The 25,433-nt window shown below is 49.7% G+C and carries 21 protein-coding genes, 3 tRNA genes and 1 riboswitch; of the genes, 20 read left to right on the top strand and 4 right to left on the bottom strand.

The window, feature by feature from the left end; all coding sequences use genetic code 11:
- Nucleotides 1-216 precede the first annotated feature (216 nt).
- The 3 genes from WMO41_RS02140 to WMO41_RS02130 form a co-directional block, all read right to left on the bottom strand.
- Nucleotides 217-289: transfer RNA gene (locus WMO41_RS02140), tRNA-Thr, on the bottom strand.
- A 40-nt stretch (nt 290-329) separates the two neighbouring features.
- Nucleotides 330-401: transfer RNA gene (locus WMO41_RS02135), tRNA-Glu, on the bottom strand.
- A 27-nt stretch (nt 402-428) separates the two neighbouring features.
- Nucleotides 429-502, bottom strand: a tRNA-Pro gene (locus tag WMO41_RS02130).
- Between the two features lie 196 nt (nt 503-698).
- On the opposite strand from WMO41_RS02130, the gene WMO41_RS02125 reads away from it, so the two are divergent.
- Nucleotides 699-1,094: a VOC family protein gene (locus WMO41_RS02125; RefSeq protein ID WP_349228418.1), complete on the top strand. Its 396-nt coding sequence runs from the start codon at nt 699-701 to the stop codon at nt 1,092-1,094.
- 128 nt (nt 1,095-1,222) lie between these two features.
- Here the strand turns inward: WMO41_RS02125 and WMO41_RS02120 are convergent, their stop codons facing one another.
- Nucleotides 1,223-2,326: a DUF362 domain-containing protein gene (locus tag WMO41_RS02120; protein WP_177292634.1), complete on the bottom strand. Its 1,104-nt coding sequence runs from the start codon at nt 2,324-2,326 to the stop codon at nt 1,223-1,225.
- 183 nt (nt 2,327-2,509) lie between these two features.
- On the opposite strand from WMO41_RS02120, the gene WMO41_RS02115 reads away from it, so the two are divergent.
- The 19 genes from WMO41_RS02115 to rpsA all read left to right on the top strand — a co-directional run bounded on the left by WMO41_RS02115 (nt 2,510) and on the right by rpsA (nt 25,339).
- Nucleotides 2,510-3,484 (top strand): type IV pilin protein, encoded by a 975-nt coding sequence (locus WMO41_RS02115; protein ID WP_349228417.1) that lies wholly within the window; start codon nt 2,510-2,512, stop codon nt 3,482-3,484.
- 43 nt (nt 3,485-3,527) lie between these two features.
- A riboswitch (TPP riboswitch) is annotated at nt 3,528-3,638 on the top strand.
- Between the two features lie 139 nt (nt 3,639-3,777).
- Nucleotides 3,778-4,587 (top strand): bifunctional hydroxymethylpyrimidine kinase/phosphomethylpyrimidine kinase, encoded by an 810-nt coding sequence (thiD, locus tag WMO41_RS02110; protein WP_177292636.1) that lies wholly within the window; start codon nt 3,778-3,780, stop codon nt 4,585-4,587.
- Nucleotides 4,584-5,246 (top strand): thiaminase II, encoded by a 663-nt coding sequence (gene tenA / locus WMO41_RS02105; protein ID WP_349228416.1) that lies wholly within the window; start codon nt 4,584-4,586, stop codon nt 5,244-5,246. The genes thiD and tenA overlap by 4 nt, the downstream gene beginning before the upstream one ends.
- A gap of 1 nt (nt 5,247) precedes the next feature.
- Entirely contained in the window at nt 5,248-6,000 is a 753-nt protein-coding gene (locus WMO41_RS02100; RefSeq protein WP_349228415.1) for an ABC transporter ATP-binding protein, read from the top strand.
- The gene (locus WMO41_RS02095; protein ID WP_494338407.1) at nt 5,997-6,758 is read left to right on the top strand and encodes an ABC transporter permease; all 762 of its coding nucleotides are present in this window, start codon (nt 5,997-5,999) and stop codon (nt 6,756-6,758) included. Before WMO41_RS02100 ends, WMO41_RS02095 begins: the two co-directional genes overlap by 4 nt.
- 18 nt (nt 6,759-6,776) lie before the next feature.
- The gene (locus WMO41_RS02090; RefSeq protein ID WP_349228414.1) at nt 6,777-7,883 is read left to right on the top strand and encodes an ABC transporter substrate-binding protein; all 1,107 of its coding nucleotides are present in this window, start codon (nt 6,777-6,779) and stop codon (nt 7,881-7,883) included.
- Nucleotides 7,884-8,017: 134 nt separating this feature from the next.
- Nucleotides 8,018-9,016: a transglutaminase domain-containing protein gene (locus WMO41_RS02085; RefSeq protein WP_349228413.1), complete on the top strand. Its 999-nt coding sequence runs from the start codon at nt 8,018-8,020 to the stop codon at nt 9,014-9,016.
- 92 nt (nt 9,017-9,108) lie between these two features.
- A complete protein-coding gene (locus WMO41_RS02080) occupies nt 9,109-9,762 on the top strand; it encodes an IS607 family transposase (protein WP_349228421.1) in 654 nt (217 codons plus the stop codon).
- Nucleotides 9,695-10,849, top strand: coding sequence for an RNA-guided endonuclease InsQ/TnpB family protein (locus tag WMO41_RS02075; protein ID WP_494338406.1), 1,155 nt, complete (start codon nt 9,695-9,697; stop codon nt 10,847-10,849). The genes WMO41_RS02080 and WMO41_RS02075 overlap by 68 nt, the downstream gene beginning before the upstream one ends.
- A gap of 195 nt (nt 10,850-11,044) precedes the next feature.
- Entirely contained in the window at nt 11,045-11,533 is a 489-nt protein-coding gene (locus WMO41_RS02070) for an S-ribosylhomocysteine lyase (protein ID WP_349228411.1), read from the top strand.
- Nucleotides 11,534-11,545: 12 nt separating this feature from the next.
- On the top strand, nt 11,546-13,273 hold the full coding sequence (locus WMO41_RS02065) for an EAL domain-containing protein (protein WP_349228410.1): 1,728 nt from the start codon (nt 11,546-11,548) through the stop codon (nt 13,271-13,273).
- Nucleotides 13,266-13,787: a sigma-70 domain-containing protein gene (locus WMO41_RS02060; RefSeq protein ID WP_349228409.1), complete on the top strand. Its 522-nt coding sequence runs from the start codon at nt 13,266-13,268 to the stop codon at nt 13,785-13,787. Before WMO41_RS02065 ends, WMO41_RS02060 begins: the two co-directional genes overlap by 8 nt.
- A 161-nt stretch (nt 13,788-13,948) precedes the next feature.
- Nucleotides 13,949-17,713, top strand: coding sequence for a phosphoribosylformylglycinamidine synthase (locus WMO41_RS02055; RefSeq protein ID WP_349228408.1), 3,765 nt, complete (start codon nt 13,949-13,951; stop codon nt 17,711-17,713).
- A gap of 145 nt (nt 17,714-17,858) precedes the next feature.
- Nucleotides 17,859-19,178, top strand: a complete 1,320-nt coding sequence (locus WMO41_RS02050; RefSeq protein ID WP_349228407.1) for an aspartate kinase — start codon at nt 17,859-17,861, stop codon at nt 19,176-19,178.
- Between the two features lie 189 nt (nt 19,179-19,367).
- Nucleotides 19,368-21,395 carry a M28 family peptidase gene (locus WMO41_RS02045; protein WP_349228406.1) on the top strand — a complete coding sequence of 676 codons (2,028 nt, stop codon included), beginning with the start codon at nt 19,368-19,370 and terminating at the stop codon, nt 21,393-21,395.
- 3 nt (nt 21,396-21,398) lie between these two features.
- The gene (locus tag WMO41_RS02040; protein WP_349228405.1) at nt 21,399-22,634 is read left to right on the top strand and encodes a BaiN/RdsA family NAD(P)/FAD-dependent oxidoreductase; all 1,236 of its coding nucleotides are present in this window, start codon (nt 21,399-21,401) and stop codon (nt 22,632-22,634) included.
- Nucleotides 22,635-22,735: 101 nt separating this feature from the next.
- Nucleotides 22,736-23,425, top strand: a complete 690-nt coding sequence (gene cmk, locus WMO41_RS02035) for a (d)CMP kinase (RefSeq protein WP_349228404.1) — start codon at nt 22,736-22,738, stop codon at nt 23,423-23,425.
- Nucleotides 23,425-24,276: a 4-hydroxy-3-methylbut-2-enyl diphosphate reductase gene (ispH, locus tag WMO41_RS02030; RefSeq protein WP_349228403.1), complete on the top strand. Its 852-nt coding sequence runs from the start codon at nt 23,425-23,427 to the stop codon at nt 24,274-24,276. Before cmk ends, ispH begins: the two co-directional genes overlap by 1 nt.
- On the top strand, nt 24,257-25,339 hold the full coding sequence (gene rpsA, locus WMO41_RS02025; protein ID WP_349228402.1) for a 30S ribosomal protein S1: 1,083 nt from the start codon (nt 24,257-24,259) through the stop codon (nt 25,337-25,339). Before ispH ends, rpsA begins: the two co-directional genes overlap by 20 nt.
- Nucleotides 25,340-25,433 lie beyond the last annotated feature (94 nt).

The raw sequence follows: 25,433 nt of genomic DNA, 5'->3' as shown, positions 1-25,433 counted from the left end.
AGACGAACTGGATCATCAGATGGAATAGAAATCTCTAAATCCAGCGGAAGTTTGATTTGATAATACAGCGAAAATGAGGTATAATCCCTCTGTATTATTTTGTTTAATAGCATAAACTAATTATACCACGAACGCCGGGCTTTTCGAAGCTCGGCGTTTTGTGTTGGATATATAAAATGAGCTGCCGCACGTTAGTGCGACAGCCCCTTCATCATAAGCTCCTGGCCGGACTCGAACCGGCGACCCACGCATTACGAATGCGTTGCGCTACCAACTGCGCTACAGAAGCGACCTAACAAAAATGCTTTGGACATAATATCCAAAGCATATGACCTCATCGGGAATCGAACCCGAGTTTACGCCGTGAGAGGGCGTCGTCTTAACCGCTTGACCATGAGGCCATTCCTTCAGGTAAAACCTGAAGTGAGTCGAGGCGACAAGATTCGAACTTGCGACCTCTGCGTCCCGAACGCAGCGCTCTACCAAACTGAGCCACGCCTCGCTACGTTCAGTAGTATAGTATAAATTGTGTTAATTGTCAACAACAATTTGAAATTTTTTTAGGACTCGAAAACCATATTGCGATTTTCATATACCTCTCATGCAAAATATGTATGTGACTTCTTTCACAATACTATGTAAAATAGAACCATCAAAATACAATGCTGCCATACAGCAGGGTGAAAAGGAGAGGGACCATGTTTTTAGGAGACGGAAATGTAAAATTTGAATTTGCACATGTAGGAATCAACGCGCAGACACCGGAAGAGGGTGTGCGCATGAAGGATTTCTTTACAAATGTGATGGGGTATCATGATTACCGGGAAATTCCGGCTGGTTATTTTACAGTAGATAACAAGATGGAATTGTTAAAGAAAATGGGGAAAGGAACCATGGGCCATCTTGGATTCTTTGTAAATGACATGTCGGCTGCTATCGCATATCTGGAGGAAAAGGGATATCCGGTAGATTACGATACCGCCCGCTACGATGAAGACGGAAAGACCATCCGCCTGATCTTCTTAAAAGAAGAAATCAACGGTTTCCGCATTCATATTACTGTGAAGAAAGCACCGTTTTATGTAGAGGCATAGTGACTGATACCAGTATTTTGGAGGACACAAAAGAAGAGAACGGGAAAAGGGTTCTGCAGGACCTTTTTCCTTTAAAAGAACAAAAAATGAGAACGCGTTTGATGGCGTTCTCATTTTTTATGTAAGGATTAATCCCAGTTTTCTTTTAAGAATTCCACGATATCCGCAGCTTTTGGCGGGCATCCGGTAAGGCTCTTCTTGCAGCATTTTGTGCAGCGGCCAACGCCGATCTCGGCACAGCCCTCCGGCTGGTCCTGGTAGCCTTGTCCAATGGCAACGGACGGAAGACCGCGGCGCAGGTAACCGGCATCGTTTAAGCGGTCCAGTGCGTAGATCAGGGAACCGTAGCAGGCACTGCAGGCATCCTTCGGCTCCGTGTAGGCAGCCAGCTTCTGAACGCGGTGGGTCATGCGGAACTTCACACCGGCCTGATCCGGCTGGTTTAAGTAGATCATGTTGGCATGGGCGGTATCGGTGCTTCCCACACCAAGCTTCTCAGCTAACGGAATATACGGAACATCCTGGATGGAGTAGCCCATGCTGTCGCATACAAATGCGTCACAGAGTACCGGATCCTTAAAGCCCAGAACACGGTTCATGACAACCGGGTTGCCGCCCTCCTCGAAATCCAGATCGCCGCAGATGTTGTCCACCAGGATAAAGTCGTTGCGGGCAATGGTATTTAAGTGGGCAATCGGCTTGTGCAGGCCCATGGTGTGGAAGTGACGTTTCTCCTGGTTTGGGATGACGCCTTTGTTATTCTTTAAAGCGCAGGTAACGGTGGTCTGGCAGTGTCCCTTTAAGACCGGCATGTTGATCATGTAATCCACGGAAGCAGCCTGGTCGCAGAGTTTGATCTTCATACCTGCGGCATCGTATTCCTTCCAGGTGTCACGCTGCAGGTCCACGAACGGAACGTGGTAGCGGCTGCAGACCATATCGTAACCGGCTGCGCGGAAGGCTTCACCGGTGCGGTCACCGACCCAGGAGCCCTCCATGATGGTAATATTCTCAAAGCCATGCTCCTGCAGGTATTCGATGACACCAGCCAGAAGCTCACTGTGGGTAGTAGCGCCGCTGGACGGAGCCTTTGCGGTAACCAGGTTCGGCTTTAAGGCAATCTTCTTTTTCTTATCCCCGATATCCTCGGCTACCTTTGCGGCTTCCATGACCTTCTTGGCCATGACCTTGTAGTTGGTGCCGTGGATCAGGATAATATCATTCTTTTCCATAAATATTCCTCGCTTTTGTGAATTTCTTTCTCATTTCGTTCGTGCATATTATAGCGCGTTTCTCTGCTTTTGAAAAGAGAAAAGGCAGCCGTTATTCAATAAGGTTTTGAATGATTTTATTGAAAAATCATGTATACACGAATATGAGAACGTGTTAAAATGATTAAATATGGAGGAAGACGTATGGAATATACAAAAGAGTGTGTGTCACAGGAGAAAGAACGGGGATTTACACTGGCAGAGTTGCTGGTTGTTGTTGCCATAATTGGAATTCTGACAGCCATCTCCATTCCGGTTTTCACATCGCAGCTGGAAAAAAGCCGGGAAGCGACAGACCTGGCAAATGTGAGAAGCGCCTATGCGGAAGTACTGACGGCGGTGAATTCTGGAGATTTAGACGAGAGAAACAATGTAACATTAAAGCAGAAGAAGGATGGCTGGCAGACTCCCGGTAAGATTTCGATAGGCGGAATTACCAAAGACGATACCAATAACTGGCTGGGAGGCGGGCCGGTTGCGGGAGGAAGCTGTGAGGTGTATTACGATTCCCAGCATGGCCCAATCTTAAAGTGGTTGGACGGCTCTGGCTCTGTAAGCGGCGGTGGAAAGAAGCTGGCCGGCCTGCAAGATCCGTTTAATAATAGCGGCGTATTGGCTTATGTTGTGAATAACTATAACAAGGGTGTCAATCTTGAAATTGATTCCGGATGTCCTAATTCTGTTATGCGTTCGCAAGTTATGGACTATATGGAAAAAAATAAGGTTTCAAACAATTTGCTGGAGAAAGGGACCTGGGCTTATCTTGGAAGCGTAGCAGATGACGGGCCAAACAGCGGCAAGAATAACCGTTATTTATTCTGGACATCTGTGGATGTAAACAGCAAGAATGTCGGTGCCGGAAAGGAAGTTCCGATCATTATCAGCACTGCGGATGGAAGATTCTATCTGTCTAAGTCGACAACAGCGGACCGGGAAAACAAGGGAAAACAATATGTAACAATTGCAGATCATATTCCATTAAACAAATATAAAAACTATCTTTCCGAGGACCAAAAATATGGAACTCTGGAGGAGGCATTCGATGCCTACAAGAAGCTGGTCCAGAAAGGCTATCCGCAGTATACTGATACACTCAAAGATTTGCCGCTTGACAAATAGTAACCTGGAGAGGTATAGTGATACCCGTAAAGAGAATAGAGAACCGTAAGTACCGGGGAGCCTGTGGAAACAGGCTGAGAGCTGGCTGAAAACCGCCGGGACCCGTATACCTGATTTGGATCATGCCAACGTAGGAAGTGACTGTGACTGGATAGAAACAGAAAGTGGAGCTGTGCACCTGCGCGGTTCCGCTTTTTTTCTTTTTACACTATTCTTTTTGCGGCGGTGCATTGGGGGCACCACCTTGAGCCGCCTAAAAAATATGGATGCATGAGAGGAGTTTCATTATGAAGATGAAAACAGCATTAACGATCGCTGGAAGTGATTCCAGCGGAGGCGCCGGAATCCAGGCTGACTTAAAGACCATGACCGCCAATGGCGTCTATGCCATGAGCGCGATCACAGCGCTGACTGCTCAGAATACCACAGGAGTCCAGGGAATTTTTGAAGTATCACCGGAGTTTCTGAAGCAGCAGATTGACAGTGTCTTTACAGATATCCGTCCGGATGCGGTGAAAATCGGCATGGTTTCCTCTGCGGGCCTGATTCAGGCCATCGCGGAAAAGCTGAAAGAGTACAAGGCAGAAAACATTGTAGTAGATCCGGTGATGGTGGCAACCAGCGGAGCAAAGCTTATCAGCGATGATGCCATCGGAACCTTAAAAGAATGCCTGTTTCCGCTTGCCACGGTTCTGACGCCGAATATCCCGGAGGCGAAGGTCCTTTCCGATATGGACATCACTACCGCGGAAGAAATGGTGGAAGCAGCAAAGAAGATCAGTGAGACGTACCACTGCGCAGTCCTGTTAAAGGGCGGACATCAGTTAAACGATGCCAACGACCTGTTATACCGGGACGGCGGATACCGCTGGTTCAACGGAAAGCGCATCGACAATCCGAATACCCACGGTACCGGCTGCACCTTATCCAGCGCCATTGCCTCCAACCTGGCAAAAGGCTATGATCTGGATACCGCAGTGGAGCAGGCAAAAGCATATATTTCCGGAGCACTGGCAGCTATGCTGGATTTAGGTGCCGGTTCCGGTCCGATGAATCATGCCTTCGAGTTTTGCGGCAAAGGATTCGCAAAGGAGGAAGCATGACCGTTACAGAAAAACTTTTAGACTCCGTACAGGAAATCTGGGCAGGCTATCACACCCATCCGTTTGTTATGGGAATTGGTGACGGCAGTCTGGATCAGGAGAAATTCCGTTATTATATGATACAGGATTATCTGTATCTGATTGATTATACCCGGGTGTTTGCCGTTGGCGTGGCCAAGGCAAAGGATCTTTCCGTTATGAAGCTGTTCGCGGCTTCCACCCACACCATTCTGGATGGGGAGATGGACATTCACCGGGCGTACATGAAGCGTCTTGGCATCAGCCGGGAGGAGGCGGAGAATACGCCGGTATCTCTGGATAACCGTTCCTACACCTCCTACATGCTGCGTGCCGCTTACGAGGGCGGAGAGGCAGAGGTCATGGCGGCTATTCTTTCCTGCGCCTTAAGTTATGAGGCCATCGCAAAAGAAATTCTGAAAAAGAATCCTCAGGCAGACAAACATCCGTTTTACGGTGAGTGGGTATCCGGATATGCCAGTGAAGAATACCACAAAGAAAATGAACGCCTGACCGGACTGATGAACCGTCTTGCTGCCGATTACACACCGGCACAGATGGACCGCCTGATTGATATTTTTACGGCCTGCTCCCGTTATGAGATGTCCTTCTGGGATATGGCCTGGGAAATGAGGCGGTAGCATGCTGGAATTTGACAACGTGTGTTTCCAGTATGAGGTGGATGATTACGCGATCATGGACAAGCTGTCCTTTCAGATTCAGGACGGCGAGTTTGTCTGCGTGATCGGTCCGTCCGGTTGCGGAAAGAGCACCATTTTCCGGCTGGTGAACAAGCTCCTTACCCCGGATGCCGGGCGGGTGCTTGTGAATGGACAGCCAATTGAAACTCAGAAAAATTACTGTGGCTATATGCCTCAGCACGACCTTTTATTTCCGTGGCGCACGGTAAGGGAAAACGTGATGCTGCCCATGGAAATTCAGGGTGGATATACCAAAGCGGAGATGCAGAAACGGGCGGATGAGGCTTTGGCCTCCGTTGGCCTTTCTGACTGGGGACAGAAGAGTCCGAGAGAGCTTTCCGGTGGTATGCGCCAGCGGGCAGCGTTTGCGCGCACCGTGTTGACCGGATCTGATCTGTTATTGCTGGATGAGCCGTTTTCCGCTCTGGATTACTTAACCAGGCTTTCCATGCGGGAATGGCTGCTGGAACAGTGGGAGCGGGACCAGAAAACCGTGCTTTTCATCACCCATGATGTGGAGGAGGCGCTGTTTCTGTCCGGACGCATTCTGGTGGTAGAATCGACACCGATGACCCACCTGCGCTCCATTGAGGTTCCAGCCGGTTATCCGCGCACCAGGGAAGAACTGGCGCGGCCGGAGATCCTTTCCTTAAAGGAAGACCTGATCCAGATGTTAAGGAGGGACGCGAAGTGAAGAAGAAAACGAACGTGAATTCCAGCCTTCCGGCCCTCATCCTGACCTTTGCCCTGCTGATTTTCTGGCAGGCGGCAGCCATGGGCGTGAATGCGGCTTACATCCTTCCATCCCCAGTCCAGATTCTGCAAAAGCTCTGGGAACTGCGGGAACCGCTTTTTCTGGCACATCTTCCGGCAACCATGTCGGTCGTTGCCATCGGCCTTGGTATTTCCATTGTGTTAGGCCTGGGACTTGCGGTTTTGATGGATGCCAATGACACGGCAAGAAGAGCCCTGTATCCGCTGATCATTGCCTCCCAGACCATTCCGACCACGGCGCTGGCACCGCTGTTTGTGCTGTGGTTTGGCTATTCCGTCTGGGGCAAGGTACTGGTTACGGTGCTGATTACCTTTTTCCCGATCACCATTACGGTGTTTGACGGATTTCAGTCGGTAAAGACAGAAATGGAAGAACTTCTCTTTACCTTTGGCGCGTCACCGGTCCAGATTTTCTGGAAGCTGAAAGTACCGGCGGTGCTGCCGTATTTCTTTTCCGCTATTAAGATGGCGGTTCCGCTGTCCATCATTGGTGCGGCCATTGGTGAGTGGCTTGGCGCCCAGAGCGGCCTTGGCTATTTCAGCCGCCGCATGATGACGCAGCTGGACGGCGCCGGAGTATTCGCGCCGATTCTGCTGCTTTCCGTGGTTGCCATGATCTTTGTATGGCTGGTAACGTTACTGGAGAAGCGGATGATCCGCTGGAGAAACGACTTATAATAAAGTGAGGATAAAATTATGAGAAAAAGAGCATTTGTGGCTGCATTTACCGCGGCAGCTTTAAGCATTGCGGCCCTTTCCGGCTGCGGAAACAACAGTTCCAAAACCACTGAGACAACCGCAAAAGCAGAAACTGAGGCAGCAGACGGAGCACAGGAAAGCGCAGAGGAAAGCAACGCCTCCGAGGCTGCAGGAACTACAGAGAAGGATAAGAAAGATCTCCGCGAGGTAAACGTGGTTCTGGACTGGTATCCGAATGCCATCCATACCTTCCTTTACACCGCCATTGAGCGCGGCTACTATGAGGAAGAGGGCCTGGAGGTGCAGATCCGTTTCCCATCCAACGCAAACGATGCATTGTCCATGGTGGCAGCAGGCAAAGCGGAAATTGGCATGTACTACCAGCAGGATCTGATCCAGGCAGTAGCAAACCAGAAAGCGCCGATTCGTTCCGTGGGTGCTATCGTACAGTCTCCGTTAAACATCATTCTTTCCCTGAAGGACAAAAACATCACCAGCCCGAAGGACATGGTAGGAAAGACCATCGGCTACGGCGGTACCGTGTTAAGTGAGTCCCTGGTAAAATGTATGATGGAATCTGTAGGTGCGGATGCATCCGATGTAAAAATGGTCGATGTGGGCTTTGACCTGATGAGCTCCATGACTACCGGCAATGTGGACGCTACCATCGGCTGCCTGGTCAACCATGAGGTTCCGCAGATGGAAGAGGAAGGCTTTGAGTTAAACTACTTCCCGGTAAGCGGCTACGGAATCCCGAACTATTATGAGGAAGTGTTCCTGACCAACAACAAGCTGTTAGAAGAAGAGCCGGAGGTGGTAGCTGGTTTCCTGCGCGCGTCCAAGAAGGGCTTTGATGATTTCAAGGCCGATCCGGACGGATGCCTGGCTATCCTGATGAATAATCAGAATGAAGCTAACTTCCCGCTGACCCAGAGTGTAGAGGAACAGTCCTGTAAAACCCTGCTCCCGCTTATGGAGACCGCAGACGCAGAATTCTTAAGCCAGACCGAGGAATGCTGGCAGGAGAATATTGACTGGATGCTCGAAAACGGACTGATCGATCAGAGCGTGGATGTAGCAGATGTTATGACTGTAGTGGAATAATCGTAACTGTGAGGGTACTGAACAGTTACGAATAATCATAAAAAACGGAACTGCAGAAGATCCGAACGCGAAAGAGACCGCTTCCTGCTGTACCGGCTGTTGCAATAAAAATAGCTGGTAAGCAGAAGGCGGTCTTGTTATTTGTCGGGATTGATGGTAGAATAGTAGCTTCTTCTGGAGCTTTTTTTTGCTTTCTGGATTTTTGCCTGGTATGTCCGTATGCGGCGGAAAGCTATATTGAAAAAGCAGAGAATCTTTCAGCGTATCTGTTATCTGTACTGAATGACATTCTGGACATGTCCCGGATCGAGGCAGGAAAGGTGGAACTCGAACAGAAACCATTTGCTCTGGAGGCACTGGCTCAGAAGATGAGAGACCTGTTCCAGAAAAATATCGAAGCAAAGGGCGTTGCCTTTTCCGTGGAAATGCGGGATTTTGACGCGCACGCCTGGGCAGAAGCATATATGGATGGAATTGGATGGATTCCGGTTGATTTTACGCCGGGTTTTTATTACAATACATATGCACTGTTGCGCATGGCAGAACTTCCCCAGAATATCCGGAAGACCGCGGCCCTGGAAGAACAGGGGGATGAGGTGGAAAATGTAACGGGAAATACACCACAGGATGGAAACGCAGATTCCGAATCCATCCCGGATCCGAAAATCACGGCAGAACTTGCCTGGGGGATTGTGCTGGCGTTTTTGTTTGTGCTGGAGGTACTGTTTGCTGTGCTGGAACTTTTCCGGTGGCGGTACGAACAGAAAATCCGCGGGCCGCTGCCAGAAGAAGCGGAAATGGCAGCAGGCTTTCTGGCCTGCGCGATCGCGCAGAACCTGCGGGTGTGCGGCATCGATCTGAGGCCCGGCTGGAATACGGAGCAGACTGAAAACGAAATCCGCAGTACATTTCCGGAGATACCGGCGGGATTTTATCCGCGGGTCAATGAAACACTGGAAAAATATGTTTATGGAGGCGCAGCGCTGATGCCTCAGGAATTAAGGTTTTTGCAGAGATTTCTGACAGCACTCCGCGACAGCAGAAAACAGCTGGGACCGAGACAGCGGATTGCGCTTCGCTATATCGGCGTTTTACACGGAAAAGATACACTGCGGCATTCGAATCAGATATAAGGAGGAAACTTTAAACAATCAAAATCATTGTCAATAGTGATTAAATGTGTTAAAATATACTCATGGAGGATATTGTTATGAACACATCTAATATCACTAATTACAAACCAAAAGATTTTGCTGAATTATTGGGCGTCTCAGTCAAAACGTTACAACGTTGGGATAGAGAGGGGATTCTGAAAGCAAATCGGACTCCGACTGATAGGCGTTATTATACTTATGACCAATATCTTCAGTTTAAGGGCATAAATACTGAAAACGATAATCGTCAGATTGTTATTTATGCCAGAGTATCTACAAGAAACCAAAAAGATGATTTACAAGACCAAGTAACTTTTTTACGTCAGTTTTGCAATGCTAAAGGTATCATTGTAGATCAATGTATTGAAGATTATGGAAGTGGGCTTAACTACAATCGTAAAAAGTGGAATCAATTATTAGATGAAGTAATGGAACAAAAAATCAAAACTATCATAGTTACACATAAAGATAGATTTGTCAGATTTGGCTATGATTGGTTTGAAAAATTCTGTATGAAGTTTAATACAACCATAGTGGTAGTAAATAATGAAGAACTATCACCGCAAGAAGAACTTGTACAGGATATTGTATCTATACTTCACGTTTTTTCTTGTAGATTGTACGGCCTTCGTAAGTATAAAAAACAAATAGAAGGGGATGAGGAAATTGCTAAAGAGCTTCAAAACGGAAATAAATCCGTCAGAGGAACAGAAAGTCAAGATTAACAAGACTATCGGCACTTGTAGATATGTTTACAACTTCTATCTCGGTCACAACAAAGCTTTGTACGATAAAAAGTTTATGACTGGCAAGAGTTTTAGCGTATGGCTCAATAATGAGTACATTCCGAATAATCCTGAAAAAGTATGGATGAAAGAAGCGTATTCAAAAGCTGTAAAAAAGTCTATTGAAGATGGATGTACTGCATTTACAAGATTTTTTAAACATCAAAGTGCTTTTCCTAATTTCAAAAAGAAAGGTAAATCTGATGTAAAAATGTATTTCGTAAAGAATAATCCTAAAGATTGTAGATGCGAGAGACATAGGTTGAACATACCCACTTTAGGTTGGGTACGCATGAAAGAAAAAGGCTATATACCAACAACGAAAGACGGATGGAAAATCAAAAGCGGTACAGTATCCATCAAAGCAGGCAAATATTATGTGTCAGTTCTTGTGGAAATTCCCGACGCTAAGATTGCTAATAATAGCAATGACGGTATAGGAATTGACCTGGGTTTGAAAGACTTGGCGATTGTTTCTAATGGTAAAACTTATAAAAATATCAATAAGTCAGCAAGAGTTAAAAAATTGGAAAAGAAATTGCGCAGAGAACAAAGATGTCTCTCACGCAAGTATGAGAATTTAAAGAAAGGAGAGTCCACTCAAAAGAATATACAAAAGCAAAGGCTCAAAGTGCAAAGACTTCATCATAAAATAGATAATATCCGTACTGACTATATCAATAAATCAATAACCGAGATAGTGAAAGCCAAGCCATCTTATATAACGATTGAAGATTTGAATGTATCAGGAATGATGAAGAACAGACATCTATCAAAAGCCGTTGCATCACAAAAGTTCTATGAATTTAGAACTAAGCTTAAAGCTAAGTGTGATGAAAATGGTTTTGAATTAAGAGTCGTAGACAGATGGTATCCATCATCCAAAATATGTCATTGTTGTGGTGCTATCAAGAAAGATTTGAAGCTTTCAGATAGAATATACCGTTGTGATTGTGGCTATGTCGAGGATAGGGATTTTAATGCTGCTCTTAATCTAAGAGATGCTTTAACTTACGAAGTTGCATAATGAAAGCAAACGTAAGTATGTACTGCGGGCTATCGCAGGAATTTACGACTGTGGAGTGTACAAGAACTTGTGAGTAGCGTATTGTTTATAATCGCCAAAGCATACACATTGAAGCAGTAAGAAGTATCCGCAAGGACTTCAATTTCTCGATGTGTTTGAGTATATTTCAACACATTTTGAGTGGCAGAATACATTATGGAAAAGATCACAAGTTTTACCATCAATCATCTGGAGCTTCTGCCAGGTATTTATGTGTCTCGCAAGGATAAGGCAGGAGACAGTGTCATTACCACATTTGATATCCGCATGACAAGACCGAATTTTGAACCGGTCATGAACACCGCGGAAATTCATACCATAGAGCATCTGGCTGCAACGTTTTTACGAAACCATGACGGCATCAAAGACCGCGTGATCTATTTTGGACCGATGGGATGCCGCACCGGCTTTTATCTGCTGCTTGCGGGGGCTTACCAGTCCTGCGATATCGTACCGCTTATGAGAGAATTGTTTGCGTTTATCCGGGATTTTGAGGGAGAGGTTCCGGGGGCCAGCGCAAGAGACTGCGGCAACTATCTGGACATGAACCTTCCTATGGCCAAATGGCTTGCGGACCGTTTTCTGAAAGAAGTTATGGACAACATTGATGACAGCAGACTGATCTACCCGGAGAACCAGGAGTAAATAACAACGCAAATGAACAGAGTGATACATGGTGTACCAAAAGAGAGCATGGCGTACATGATCCGGCTCTTTAGTCCGACGATGGACGATTATCTTTATGTGTTAGATTTAAAAGAAGATTATTACATGATATCTCCGCTGGCTGTGAAACGTTTCTGCCTGCCGGGAGATCATTTTTATCATGCAAGAGAAGCTCACCGGAAGTTTGTGTATGCGGAAGACCAGAAAATTCTGTGGGACGATATTGACCGGATCTGTGCCGGTCAGGCAGATGAGCACAATCTGGATTACCGCTGGCTGGATCGCCATGGGAATCCGGTCTGGATCAACTGCCGCGGACTGGTACTGCATGAGGAGGATGGAACCCCAAAGTATCTGATCGGCTGCATCAATGAAATCGGCAAAAAACAAAAGGCAGACAATGTGAGCGGTCTTATGGGAGAGGGCGGACTCTGGCAGTACGCCAAGGAGTGTCCGGACTCTCTGCCGGCCGGTTTTATCATTCGTCTCGGCATTGATGATCTGAGTGTGGTAAATGGAAGCTTTGGCATGAATTATGGAGATTATCTGCTGAAGGAAACAGCAGGCTGCATTCAGCGCGCCACGGAGCCGGGGCAGAGGCTGTTTCGTCTGGTTTCCGACCAGTTTATCATCACAGATCTGACGGGCCGGACTCTGGCGGATGCGCGTCTGCTTTACAACCGGATCCGTTATGAGATTGCCCGCTGGATCGAAGAACATCAGTATCAGACTGTTTTTACGGTATCAGCAGGAATCATCGATACCAAAGACCGGATTAACGATTATGACCAGATCCTCAAATTCCTGGAATTTGCCCTCAACGAGGCAAAACGGGAAGGAAAGAATGAATGTTACTTTTTCCGCCAGGAGGACTACCGGGCCTGGGTACGCCGCCAGAAGCTCAGAAAACAGCTGCTGCATGCGGTGAATCATGACTTTCGTGGCTTTGAAATCTACTATCAGCCGGTTATGAATACCGGGGAACACAGACTGGTTTCTGCAGAAGCCCTGATGCGTTTCTTCGCGCCTGCGGATCCAGACGGGGAAGAGACGGGCACAACACAGGAAACGGTCATGGTCTCTCCCGCTGAGTTTATTCCGATTCTGGAAGAAAGCGGACTGATCATTCCGGTGGGCCGGTGGCTGATCCGCACGGCAGCCAGCGTGTGTAAGGAATGGCAGAAAGAGCATCCGGGCATGCGTGTTCAGGTGAATTTATCTTACGTTCAGGTCGCGAAAACAAATGTACTGCGCGATGTGCATGAAGTGTTGAAGGAAACCGTATTACAGCCGGAATATCTGGGCGTGGAGCTGACGGAAAGCGGCTATCTGGAGCCGGGCGCTCATTTCCAGAAGGTGTGGCAGGGACTGAAAAAGCTTGGGGTCAGGGTTCTTCTGGATGATTTTGGAACAGGCTATTCCAATTTCCACTGCCTGGGTGACCTGACGCCGGACTGCATCAAGATTGACCGTTCCTTTACCCAGAAAGCCCTGACGGATGCCTACGAATACAATCTGCTGACGCAGATGATCTGGATGTCCAAACGCCTGAATATCCAGGTGTGTATTGAGGGAATTGAGACAATGGAGGAACTGGAACGAATCTCGGAACTGAAACCGGATTTTATTCAGGGCTATCTGTTTAGCAGGCCGGTATCCAGCACAGAATTTACAGACAGATTTATCAAGAGACTGGAAGGAGAACATGGCAATGCATGACGATGTATATCAGATGTATTTAGATGAAATTGCTGCGATCCGTCCGATGGACGCGGCGGAGGAAGCACAGCTTCTGGAAAAACTGCGGGACGGAGATACCACGGTACGGTCCCGCCTGATGGAGGGCTATCTGCCCTTTATTGCTGAGACCGCGAAAGCTTACGCGGACCAGGGGCTTCCCATTGGAGACCTTGTGCAGGAAGCCAACATGGCCCTGATCATGGCGGTAGACCAGTATCAGGACGGCGATTTTAAAAGTCAGGTTCAGGCCCTTGCTGAGGAGATGATCAAGGCAGCACTGGAAGAGCAGGGACTGGAGACCAGGGTGGAAGAAGAGATGCTGGCCCGGGTCAATGTCTTAAAGGAAGTTTCCAAACGTATGGCAGAGGAGCTGGGCCGGGAGGCTACGGTCACCGAGCTTGCGGAGAAGATGAAAATGACCGAAGATGAGATCAAGGACATTATGAAGCTGACCCTGGATGCCATGAGCGTCAGCCCGGATGCGGAGGTTTAGGAAATTCTCCTAATTTAATAAGTGAAGATGATAAATACCATAAGATATATTAATTTTATTTATAATATATCTTGTGGTATTATTTATTTAAATGAGATTTATCAGTCTCAGTAATGAATCAGAACCATAAAACAGGAACGATACAGTACAGGAGGAACCACATGAGTGTAAAACGCGTGTATGTAGAGAAAAAACCGGAGTTTGCCGTAAAGGCCGGAGAGCTTCGTGAGGAGATCAGCAGTTACCTGAGCATAGACACCGTGACCGGGGTCCGTGTATTGATCCGCTACGATATTGAAAATCTGTCTGAGGAGACTTATAAGCAGGCACTTGTTACCATCTTTTCCGAGCCGCCGGTAGACTATGTATATGAGGAAGACTTCCCGAAGGAAGAGGGAGATACCGTATTTTCCGTAGAGTATCTGCCGGGACAGTTTGACCAGAGAGCAGATTCCGCAGAGCAGTGCGTAAAGCTGTTAAAAGAGACGGAGGAGCCGGTCATCAAGACTGCTACCACCTATGTGCTGTCCGGTAAACTTACCGGGGAACAGGTGGCTGCCATCAAGGCATTCTGCATCAACCCGGTGGATTCCCGCGAGGCAGCAGGCAAGAAGCCGGAAACTCTGGTTACTGTGTTTGAGACTCCGGCTGATGTGGCGTCCTTCACCGGATTTACCACCTTTGATACCGCACAGTTAAAGGAACTCTACGATTCCTTAAACCTGGCCATGACCTTCCGTGATTTTGAGCATATTCAGAAGTATTACGCAGGCGAGGAGCACCGCGACCCGACCGTGACCGAGATTCGCGTGCTGGATACCTACTGGTCCGATCACTGCCGCCATACCACCTTCTCCACCGAGTTAAAGGATGTGACCATCACCGAAGGTGAGTACAAGGCTCCAATCGAGGCTACCTATAAAAACTACCTGGCAGACCGCGAGGCTCTTTACAAAGGCCGTGACGACAAGTTTGTCTGCCTCATGGACCTGGCACTTCTTGCCATGAAGAAGCTGCGCGCAGAGGGCAAGCTGGAAGACCTGGAAGTATCCGACGAGATCAATGCCTGCAGCATTGTGGTTCCGGTGGAGATTGACGGCGTGACCGAGGAGTGGCTGGTAAACTTCAAGAACGAGACCCACAACCATCCGACGGAAATCGAGCCCTTCGGCGGCGCTGCTACCTGTCTGGGCGGTGCGATTCGTGACCCGCTTTCCGGACGTACCTATGTATATCAGGCTATGCGCGTGACCGGTGCCGCAGATCCGACCCGTCCGCTGTCTGAGACCTTAAAGGGCAAGCTGCCGCAGAGAAAGCTGGTCAACAGCGCTGCAAACGGCTACAGCTCCTACGGCAACCAGATCGGCCTGGCTACCGGCTATGTCAAAGAGATTTATCATCCGAATTACGTTGCAAAACGTATGGAGATCGGCGCCGTTATGGGCGCTGCTCCGAGAAAGTATGTAAAGCGCTTAAATTCTGACCCGGGTGATATCATCGTTTTGCTTGGCGGCCGTACCGGCCGTGACGGCATCGGCGGCGCTACCGGTTCCTCCAAGGTACATACCGAGGCTTCTATTGAGGTCTGTGGCGCAGAAGTTCAGAAAGGTAACGCACCGACTGAGCGCAAGATCCAGCGCATGTTCCGTCGTCCGGAGGTCAGCGAGATCATCAAGAAATGTAACGACTTTGGTGCAGGCGGTGTGTCCGTAGCCATCGGTGAGCTGGCTGCCGGTCTGCAGATTGACTTAGACAAGGTTCCGAAGAAATACGCCGGCCTGGATGGCACCGAGATCGCCATCTCTGAATCCCAGGAGCGTATGGCTGTGGTTCTGGATCCGTCTGATGTAGACAAATTCCTGGGCTTTGCCGCAGAGGAGAATCTGGAGGCCATTCCGGTTGCCGTGGTAACCGAGGAGCCGCGCCTTGTCATGAACTGGAGAGGCAAGACCATCGTAGATGTAAGCCGCGCATTCCTGGACACCAACGGTGCCCATCAGGAGGCCAAGGTGGTTCTGGAGACTCCGGTCAAAGAGGGCAATCCGTTTGTTAAGAAGGAAGTCGCAGATGTGAAAGCTACCTGGCTGAATGTCTTATCTGATTTGAATGTATGTTCCCAGAAGGGCCTGGTAGAGCGTTTCGATGGCTCCATCGGCGCAGGCAGCGTGTTCATGCCGTTTGGCGGCAAGTACCAGCTGACCGAGACCCAGACCATGGTTGCGAAGCTTCCGGTACTGAAGGGCAAGACCGATACCGTTACCATGATGAGCTACGGCTACGATCCATACTTGTCCAGCTGGAGCCCGTACCACGGTTCCATCTACGCAGTACTTTCCTCCGTAGCGAAGATCGTGGCAAGCGGCGGTGACTTTAAGAAGATCCGCTTTACCTTCCAGGAGTATTTCAAGCGCATGACCGAGGATCCGACCCGCTGGGGAGCTCCGTTCGCAGCCCTGCTTGGCGCGTACAACGCACAGCTTGGCTTCGGTCTTCCGTCCATCGGCGGTAAGGACAGTATGTCCGGTACCTTCAACGATGAGAAGCACGGCGAGATCAACGTTCCGCCGACTCTGGTTTCCTTCGCTGTGGATGTAGACCACTATCCGAATATCATCACTCCGGAATTCAAGAAACCGGGCAGCAAGATTGTGGTATTTAACATTGAGAAAGACCAGTATGACCTGCCGGATTACGCCCAGATCATGGATGGTTATGAGAAATTAAACGCAGATATCAAGGCCGGACGCATTCTTTCCGCATATGCGGTAGAGGGTCACGGACTGGCTGAGGCTGTCAGCAAGATGGCATTCGGCAACAAGCTGGGCGTCAAGATTGAGCATAATGTAGATCCGAGAGATTTCTTTGCGGCAGGCTGGGGCAACATCGTCTGCGAGGTTCCGGAGGGCAAGGTGGGAGATCTGTCCATCCGCTACACCGTAATCGGTGAGGTAACCGACAAGGCTGCCTTCGAGTACGGCCCGGTATCCATCTCCATGGACGAGGCATTAAACTCCTGGACCAAGACCCTGGAGAGCGTATTCCCGACCACTTCCGGCGTCAAGCAGACCGAGGTGAAGTCTGATCTGTATCAGGCAGACAAGATCTATGTATGCAGCCACAAGCTGGCACAGCCGAACGTATTCATTCCGGTATTCCCGGGCACCAACTGTGAGTACGACAGCACCAAAGCCTTTGAGCGTGCCGGCGCAAAGGTTGTGACCAGAGTATTTAAGAACTTAAGCGCGGAGGATATCCGCGATTCCGTAGAGGAATACAAGAAGGAGATTGCAAAAGCCCAGATCGTCATGTTCCCGGGCGGCTTCTCCGCAGGTGATGAGCCGGAGGGCAGCGCGAAGTTCTTCGCAACCGTATTCCGCAACGCAGTGATCAAAGAAGAAATCGAGAAGCTGTTAAATGAGCGCGACGGCCTGATGCTTGGTATCTGCAACGGCTTCCAGGCCCTCATCAAGCTGGGACTGGTTCCGGAGGGACGCATCTGCGAGCAGACCGAAAACTCCCCGACCCTGGCTATGAACACCATTGGACGCCATATTTCCAAGATGGTATACACCAAGGTTGTCACCAACAAGTCCCCGTGGCTGGCTGGCGCTGAGCTTGGCGGCGTATACTGCAACCCGGCATCCCACGGCGAGGGACGTTTCGTGGCAAACGATGAATGGTTAAAGAAGCTGGCAGCAAATGGCCAGATTGCGACCCAGTATGTGGACGAGAACGGCAACGCGACCATGGATGAGTTCTGGAACCCGAACGGCTCTTATATGGCCATTGAAGGCATCACCAGCCCGGATGGACGTATCCTGGGCAAGATGGCGCATTCCGAGCGCCGCGGTGAGGCTGTAGCCATGAACATTTACGGCGAGCAGGATATGAAGATCTTTGAGAGTGGCGTGAAGTACTTTAAGTAATAAGGGAAGGATTTTAACGGGGGTGCCGCGGGATGCGCGGTGCCCCTTTTCTATTGTCAGGTATTGACAGAAATCGCGATTTAAAGTATGATTTGGGATAACTGCCCTGGAAAAACCAGGGAGCAATATGAGGAGAGACAGCGATATGAAGAAGGTTGTGAAATTCGGCGGCAGTTCTCTGGCGAGTGCCCGCCAGTTCAAGAAAGTCGGAGATATCATCCGCGCAGACAAAACAAGAAGATATGTGATTCCGTCCGCGCCGGGTAAGAGAAACAGCAAGGATACCAAGGTTACGGATATGCTTTACGAGTGCTACGCGGCAGCATCCACCGGAGCATCCTATAAAAAGCTTCTGGAGGCCATTAAGGCACGTTATCAGGAGATTATTGACGGCCTGGATTTAAACTTAAACCTGGACCACGAATTTGACACCATCGAGGAAAACTTCGTAAAGGGAATCGGCAAAGATTACGCAGCTTCCCGCGGTGAGTACTTAAACGGTATCGTTATGGCAAACTATCTCGGTTACGAGTTCATCGATGCTGCTGAGGTTATTTTCTTTGATGAGCACGGCAATTTTGAGGCAGAGCTGACCAACAAGGAGCTTTCCGAGCGTCTGGAGCATGTAGAGCGCGCTGTAATCCCGGGCTTCTATGGTTCCAAACATGACGGCAACATTAAGACCTTCTCCCGCGGCGGTTCTGACGTGACCGGCTCCATCGTAGCCCGGGCCATCCACGCAGACCTGTACGAGAACTGGACCGATGTATCCGGTTTCCTGGTAACGGATCCGCGCATCGTGGAGAATCCGGAAGTTATCGAGACCATCACCTATAAAGAGCTTCGTGAACTGGCTTACATGGGTGCAGGTGTGCTGCATGAGGACGCCATCTTCCCGGTAAGAAAAGAAGGCATCCCGATCAACATCCGCAACACCAACCGCCCGGAGGATAAGGGTACCCTCATCGTGGAGAGCACCTGCAGAAAACCGCGCTACACCATCACCGGTATCGCCGGAAGAAAAGGCTTCTGTGCCATCAACATTGAAAAAGCCATGATGAACGCAGAAGTAGGGTTTGGGAGGAAAGTTCTTGGTGTATTTGAAAAGTACGGCATTTCCTTCGAGCATATGCCGTCAGGGATTGACACCATGACCATTATGGTACACCAGGACGAATTTGAAGAGTACGAGCAGTCTGTCATTGCCGGTATCCACCGCGCAGTAGAGCCGGATCTGGTAGACTTAGAGTCCGACCTGGCCCTCATTGCTGTTGTTGGGAGAGGCATGAAGGGTACCCGTGGAACCGTCGGAAGAATCTTCTCCGCACTGGCTCACGCCCGCATCAATGTTAAGATGATCGACCAGGGTTCCAGTGAACTCAACATCATCATCGGCGTGAAGAATTCCGATTTCGAGACCGCCATCAAGGCTATCTACGACATCTTCATTACCGCAGCAATCTAAATTACGAGCCGGATTTTATATCTGGCCTTTTCGGAAAGGGAATCCCGCGGACGGCTTTTGCCGTCGCGAGGTTCCCTCTTTCGTTGCGGAAAAAAGTGTGCTATACTGGTTCTTAAGTTTTGACCTGATATTAAGAATGAAAAGATTGCTGTTGCACAACGCGTGAACAGCAGCGAAAAGGGGAGTTTCATGAAGAAGAAAGCAGCGGTGCTGTTAACAGCAGCCGTTTTGACCGGTTGTGCCGGTCCGTCTACAAAGGTGCTGCCGCAAAGGCAGGACGGTACCATGCAGGAGGTCCCGGATGAGGTTCCGGTGGTGGAAGAAGTAAATTCTTTTTATCTTCAGGAATCTCTGGGAATTCTTTCAGCTTCTCCCCGGCCGTCAGGAAGCCGCGGCGAGGACAATGCCGCCAGGTATATCCAGAAACTGTTAAAAGACTATGGGTATACGGTAAACCGGCAGCGGTTCCGTGAAAAGTCAGAGCATGAAGAAGTCCTCGGTACCAATGTGGTGGCCATGCGCCTCGCAGAGGATCCGGACGCGGACATCATCCTGATCTGTACCTGGCATGACTCGGCGCCGGAAAGTCCGGGAGCCGGAAACAATGCGTCCGGCGTTTCCGTATTTCTGGAAACGGCCCGGATCCTGTCGGGAATTCCCACGGACACGGAGGTTCGTTTCGTCAGTCTGTCGGCCCACGAAAAGGATGCCCTGGGCGCCAGGGTTTACGCGAAGAGCCTCAGCAAGCGGGAACGGGAGCGTCTGATCGGAGTAATCACGGTCGGCCCGTGCGGCGCGATTGACACGGAAGGTACGGTCCTGGCAACCCAGGACGGTAAAGGCACCATGCTGGGGGACCTGCTTTTGGAGTCTGCGGCTGGTATTATGGAAAACCGCTGGAACTATGTACAGAAAGCCGGAGAGGAAAACGGTATTTTTGCTTCCTGCGCGATTCCTGCTGTGCAGGTTGGACAGCAGTATGACAGTTTTGATTTCGGAACCCCGCTGGATACGGTTGACACCGTCGATGCGGAATGTCTGTCCGGTATCGTGGATACGCTTTGTCAGGCGGTATCAAGGGTCATGAGTCTGGACACCCCGTCCATGCGGGCCAAAGCCCATTTCGAGAATAACTGGAAAGAATTCACCTATACACAGGACACCGCGAACCGCATTCCGTTTGGAACATCACCGGGAAAGCTTCAGGCAATTCTTGGTGTTCCGGGAAAGCTTGCGGTAGTGACCCGCAATGCAGCAAACCAGCCGGTGGAGCGTTATCAGTTCCCCATGAAGTGGTTTGGCCTGAACGCGCCGTTTCAGGTCAGCTATTATTTTACAGATGAGCAGCTGGATCTGGTCAGTCTGAAGCCAGGGGAAAACGGTCCGGCTGTCTCGGAAGTGCGGGAACAGCTTACCGCGCTTTACGGAGAACCGGTTAAGAAAATTACGGGGCCTTATGGAGCCGACTGCATCTGGCAGGACCCGAAAACCGGAGAGCAGACCGAACTGATCCCCGGGAAAGAGGTCTATGAGATCGAAATCCGCAGCTACGCGCCGCAGCCGGTGCTTCTTGCCCACTACAAAGTGGATGGAACCCTGGAAGCAGGGGAGACAGAAACCGGATATGAATATCTGAAGGGACTTGGAAGCGTAGTATTCCAGCCTAAAGAGGCGGGATCTCTGGCAGCGGAACTTCTCTATGAATCTGATGGAGTGGGAGGAGAACGCGTTTTTGCGGAAAAAACGGAACCGCTCTCCGAAACGGCCCATGGCACAGACCGGAAGAATACCGGTCATTCATGGCAGGATGATTCGGAAAACATGACACAGTGGACGGTCCGGATCGATCCGGCGGATTTCCCGGAAGAAGAAGGAATCTTTACAGACCGCGCAGAGACTCTGAAAGCATTGCTGCGGGTATATGGCCAGATGCTGAAGGAAAGCATGCCGGATGCATATGTGACAGGCTACGCAGAGCTGGTACAGAAAAATCAGCAGGTGCCGGAGCAGCCGGATGCGGCTCCGGGAGACGCAGGCCAGGAGCGAAGCACCGCGCCGGAGTTTGAGGACGCGTTTGCGCTGTATGTGCTGACAGACCAGCCCATGGATGCCCCAGGAATCTGGCAGGAATGTGTCCGCTATTTTGATCAGTTCGAAGAACTGAATACATACCGCAGTACCGTGAGAAGCTATCTGGGACTGCAGACGGAGGAATAAACTATGAGTCAGGTAATCATCATCGGCGGCGGTGCCGCAGGCATGATGGCGGCAATTGCCGCAGCCGGTGCGGGCCATAAGGTCTGCATCTATGAAAAGAATGAAAAGCTTGGGAAAAAAATCTACATCACCGGCAAGGGCCGTTGCAACGTGACCAACGCCTGTGATATCGAGGAGTTGTTTCAGAATGTGGTTCACAACGCCAAGTTTTTATACAGCAGCTTTTATACCTTTACCAACACCGATATCATGGATCTGATCGAAAAACATGGATGTCCGCTCAAAACAGAGCGGGGAAACCGCGTATTTCCGGTTTCCGATAAATCATCGGATGTCATTCACGCGCTGACGGTGGCGCTCCGGGAGCTTGGCGTGGAGGTGGAGCTTCATGAAGAGGTGGCCGATGTTCTGGCAGAGGACGGACATGTCACCGGTGTGCGCTTAAAGCGCGGCCAGAAGGTGGTTTTGGCAGATGCAGTCATTGTTACCACCGGAGGTCTTTCCTACCCGTCTACCGGCTCCACCGGAGACGGATACCGCTTTGCCAAAGAACTTGGACATGCGATCACGGATCTTTCTCCGGCTCTGGTGCCGTTTGTGGCAAAGGAAGAGGTCTGTAAGGAACTGCAGGGACTGTCTCTGCGCAACATCAGCGTACAGATCCGGAACGGAAAGAAAGTATTGTATGAGGAGTTTGGAGAGATGCTGTTCACCCACTTCGGCGTGAGCGGTCCGGTGCTTCTCTCAGCCAGCAGTTATGTGGCGTCCGTATTAAAGAAAGGACCACTTACCCTTTCCATTGACTTAAAGCCGGCTCTTTCTGAGGAACAGTTAGATGTCCGCATTCTCCGGGATTTTGAGGAAGCGAAAAATAAACAGTACAAAAATTCCTTAAACCATCTGCTTCCGGCGAAGCTGGTACCGGTCATCATTGAGCGCAGCGGCATTTCACCGGAGAAGAAGGTAAATGAGATTACCAGGGAAGAACGCCATCAGCTGGTGCAGGCCGTGAAGGATTTCTGCATTACCCTGGTGGGACTGCGGGATTATAAAGAGGCTATTATCACCCAGGGCGGTGTGTCTGTGCGGGAGGTAAATCCGTCTACCATGGAGTCGAAAAAGACAGCGGGCCTGTATTTTGCGGGCGAGGTGCTGGATCTTGATGCGGTGACCGGTGGATTCAACCTTCAGATTGCCTGGTCCACCGGGTATCTGGCCGGAATTTCCATTCCGCTGTAGCCGCAGAGTGTGTGAAAAATTCAGATTCCGCCTGAAAACAGAATAGGCAGACTGCGTGAAATGCGGTCATTAGAATACAGAAACAAGGAGACGAATAAGCTATGGAAAAGCAAGCATTTAATATCGCAATTGACGGACCGGCGGGCGCCGGCAAAAGCACCATTGCGAAGATGGTGGCAAAGAAGCTGAACTTTATCTACGTGGATACTGGAGCCATGTATCGTGCCATTGCGCTTTACCTGCTGCGTGACGGCGTGGATACCGCAAACGAGGCCGCAGTGAGTGAAGCCGTGAAAAACGCGGACATCACCATCCGCTACCAGGACGGGGCGCAGCAGGTCATCTTAAACGGAGAGGATGTGTCCGGCCTGATCCGCACTGAGGAGGTGGGCAATACCGCCTCAGCCACCAGCGTGTACCCGGCCGTGCGCGCCCATCTGTTAGAGCTTCAGAGAAGCCTGGCGGCCAGCCAGAATGTCATCATGGACGGCCGCGATATCGGCACCTGCATTCTGCCGGACGCACAAGCCAAGATTTATTTAACAGCCAGCAGCCGGGTCCGCGCCCTGCGCCGCTATAAAGAGTTAACGGAAAAAGGCACGATGTGTAATCTGGAAGAAATTGAGCAAGATATTATTGAGCGAGACCACCGGGACATGACCAGAGAGATTGCTCCGCTTAAGCAGGCAGAGGATGCGGTACTCTTAGACAGCTCCGAGATGACGATTGATCAGGTGGTACAGGCTATCATTGATACCGCGAAGGCCCATGGCCTGAAGGAGGAAGCTTAATGGAGGTCATCGTTGCGAAGACGGCCGGTTTCTGTTTTGGCGTAAAGCGCGCGGTGGAGCAGGTCTATGAGCAGATTGAAAAGGCAGAAAAGCCGGTTTACACCTACGGACCCATCATCCACAATGAGTTTGTGGTGAAGGATCTGGAAGAAAAGGGTGTGCAGGTGCTGAATACCGAGAAAGAGCTGTCGGCCCTTACCGACGGAATTGTGGTCATCCGTTCCCACGGAGTCGGAAAGCATGTCTATGATCTGCTGGAGGCGCACCACATTACCGTGGTAGATGCCACCTGCCCATTTGTAAAAAAGATCCACCGCATTGTGGAGGAGCAGACCGGAGCGGGCCGGCGCGTGATCATCATCGGAAGCCCGGATCATCCGGAGGTGCAGGGCATCCGCGGCTGGGGAAATGACACCACTCTGGTGGTGGAAAAACCGGAGCAGATCGATGATCTTCCGGTCGGAAAAGACGAAAAACTATGTATCGTTTCCCAAACGACATTTAATTACAAGAAATTTCAAGATTTAGTTGAAAAATTCGAGAAAAAGGGTTATGATATACTTGTTTTAAATACGATTTGCAATGCAACACAGGAAAGACAAGTGGAAGCTAGACGTATTGCTTCTGAAGTGGACGCTATGATTGTCATAGGTGGCAGACATAGTTCCAACACACAGAAACTCTACGAGATATGCCAAAAGGAATGTAAGAATACTTACTTTATCCAGTCACTCGGCGATTTCAACCCTGAATGTGTGAATTCTGTGCGCAGCGTAGGTATTACAGCGGGGGCATCCACCCCGAATCAAATTATTGAGGAGGTTCATACTAATGTCAGAATTAAGTTTTGAACAAATGTTGGAGGAATCATTAAAAACAATACGTACGGGAGAGATCGTCACTGGTAAAGTCATCGATGTGAAAGAGGACGAGATCGTCCTGAACATTGGATACAAGTCCGATGGTATCATCCCGAGAAGTGAGTACACCAACGAAGCAAACGTAGATCTCAGAACCCAGGTTCAGGTTGGCGACGAGATGGAAGCAAAAGTTGTAAAAGTAAACGACGGCGAAGGCCAGGTTGCACTGTCCTACAAGAGACTGGCTGCAGACAAGGGCAACAAGAGACTGGAAGAGGCTTTCGAGAACCACGAGGTTCTTACCGCTAAAGTTGCACAGGTACTGGACGGCGGCTTAAGCGTTGTTGTTGATGAGGCAAGAGTCTTCATCCCGGCAAGCCTGGTATCTGACACTTACGAGAAAGATTTAACCAAGTACGCAGGTCAGGATATCGATTTCGTTATCACTGAGTTCAACCCGAAGAGAAGAAGAGTCATCGGCGACAGAAAGCAGCTCATGGTTGCTAAGAAGGCTGAGATGCAGAAAGAGCTCTTCGAGCGCATCCACGCTGGCGATACCGTAGAGGGTACTGTTAAGAACGTTACCGATTTCGGTGCATTCGTAGACCTGGGCGGCGCTGACGGCCTGCTTCATATTTCTGAGATGTCCTGGGGCCGTGTTGAGAATCCGAAGAAGGTATTCAAGACCGGTGATCATGTAAAGGCTCTCATCAAAGATATCAACGGCGAGAAGATTGCTCTGAGCTTAAAGTTCCCGGAGCAGAATCCGTGGGCTAACGCAGCTGAGAAGTACGCTGTAGGCAACGTAGTAACCGGTCGTGTTGCTCGTATGACTGATTTTGGTGCATTTGTTGAGTTAGAGCCGGGCGTAGACGCTCTGCTTCATGTATCCCAGATCTCCAGAGATCACGTTGACAAACCGGCAGACGCTCTGACCATCGGCCAGGAGATCGAGGCTAAGGTTGTTGACTTCAACGGCGAAGACAGAAAGATCAGCTTAAGCATGAAAGCACTGCAGGCTCCGGCTGAGCAGAACGAGGCAGACGCTGAGTAATCTGAATTAAAATAAAATTTTTAAAGCACCATGATGTGGAATGTAAGGTTCCATGTCATGGTGCTTTTTTACGCTTGTTTTATGATGCGGCTGC

Source organism: Ventrimonas faecis (genome assembly GCF_040096075.1).
GTDB classification, from domain to species: Bacteria; Bacillota; Clostridia; order Lachnospirales; family Lachnospiraceae; genus Brotaphodocola; species Brotaphodocola faecis.
Note: the sequence above shows the minus strand (reverse complement) of the source record. Positions and strands in the feature narration are given on the sequence as shown.

What these genes read in the sequence shown, in the direction of transcription:
- WMO41_RS02125 (WP_349228418.1), top strand. Translation starts at nt 699, where the DNA reads ATGTTTTTAGGAGACGGAAATGTAAAATTTGAATTTGCACATGTAGGA.
- WMO41_RS02120 (WP_177292634.1), bottom strand. Translation starts at nt 2,326, where the DNA reads ATGGAAAAGAATGATATTATCCTGATCCACGGCACCAACTACAAGGTC.
- WMO41_RS02115 (WP_349228417.1), top strand. Translation starts at nt 2,510, where the DNA reads ATGGAATATACAAAAGAGTGTGTGTCACAGGAGAAAGAACGGGGATTT.
- thiD (WP_177292636.1), top strand. Translation starts at nt 3,778, where the DNA reads ATGAAAACAGCATTAACGATCGCTGGAAGTGATTCCAGCGGAGGCGCC.
- tenA (WP_349228416.1), top strand. Translation starts at nt 4,584, where the DNA reads ATGACCGTTACAGAAAAACTTTTAGACTCCGTACAGGAAATCTGGGCA.
- WMO41_RS02100 (WP_349228415.1), top strand. Translation starts at nt 5,248, where the DNA reads ATGCTGGAATTTGACAACGTGTGTTTCCAGTATGAGGTGGATGATTAC.
- WMO41_RS02090 (WP_349228414.1), top strand. Translation starts at nt 6,777, where the DNA reads ATGAGAAAAAGAGCATTTGTGGCTGCATTTACCGCGGCAGCTTTAAGC.
- WMO41_RS02075 (WP_494338406.1), top strand. Translation starts at nt 9,695, where the DNA reads ATGAGGAAATTGCTAAAGAGCTTCAAAACGGAAATAAATCCGTCAGAG.
- WMO41_RS02070 (WP_349228411.1), top strand. Translation starts at nt 11,045, where the DNA reads ATGGAAAAGATCACAAGTTTTACCATCAATCATCTGGAGCTTCTGCCA.
- WMO41_RS02065 (WP_349228410.1), top strand. Translation starts at nt 11,546, where the DNA reads ATGAACAGAGTGATACATGGTGTACCAAAAGAGAGCATGGCGTACATG.
- WMO41_RS02060 (WP_349228409.1), top strand. Translation starts at nt 13,266, where the DNA reads ATGCATGACGATGTATATCAGATGTATTTAGATGAAATTGCTGCGATC.
- WMO41_RS02055 (WP_349228408.1), top strand. Translation starts at nt 13,949, where the DNA reads ATGAGTGTAAAACGCGTGTATGTAGAGAAAAAACCGGAGTTTGCCGTA.
- WMO41_RS02050 (WP_349228407.1), top strand. Translation starts at nt 17,859, where the DNA reads ATGAAGAAGGTTGTGAAATTCGGCGGCAGTTCTCTGGCGAGTGCCCGC.
- WMO41_RS02045 (WP_349228406.1), top strand. Translation starts at nt 19,368, where the DNA reads ATGAAGAAGAAAGCAGCGGTGCTGTTAACAGCAGCCGTTTTGACCGGT.
- WMO41_RS02040 (WP_349228405.1), top strand. Translation starts at nt 21,399, where the DNA reads ATGAGTCAGGTAATCATCATCGGCGGCGGTGCCGCAGGCATGATGGCG.
- cmk (WP_349228404.1), top strand. Translation starts at nt 22,736, where the DNA reads ATGGAAAAGCAAGCATTTAATATCGCAATTGACGGACCGGCGGGCGCC.
- ispH (WP_349228403.1), top strand. Translation starts at nt 23,425, where the DNA reads ATGGAGGTCATCGTTGCGAAGACGGCCGGTTTCTGTTTTGGCGTAAAG.
- rpsA (WP_349228402.1), top strand. Translation starts at nt 24,257, where the DNA reads ATGTCAGAATTAAGTTTTGAACAAATGTTGGAGGAATCATTAAAAACA.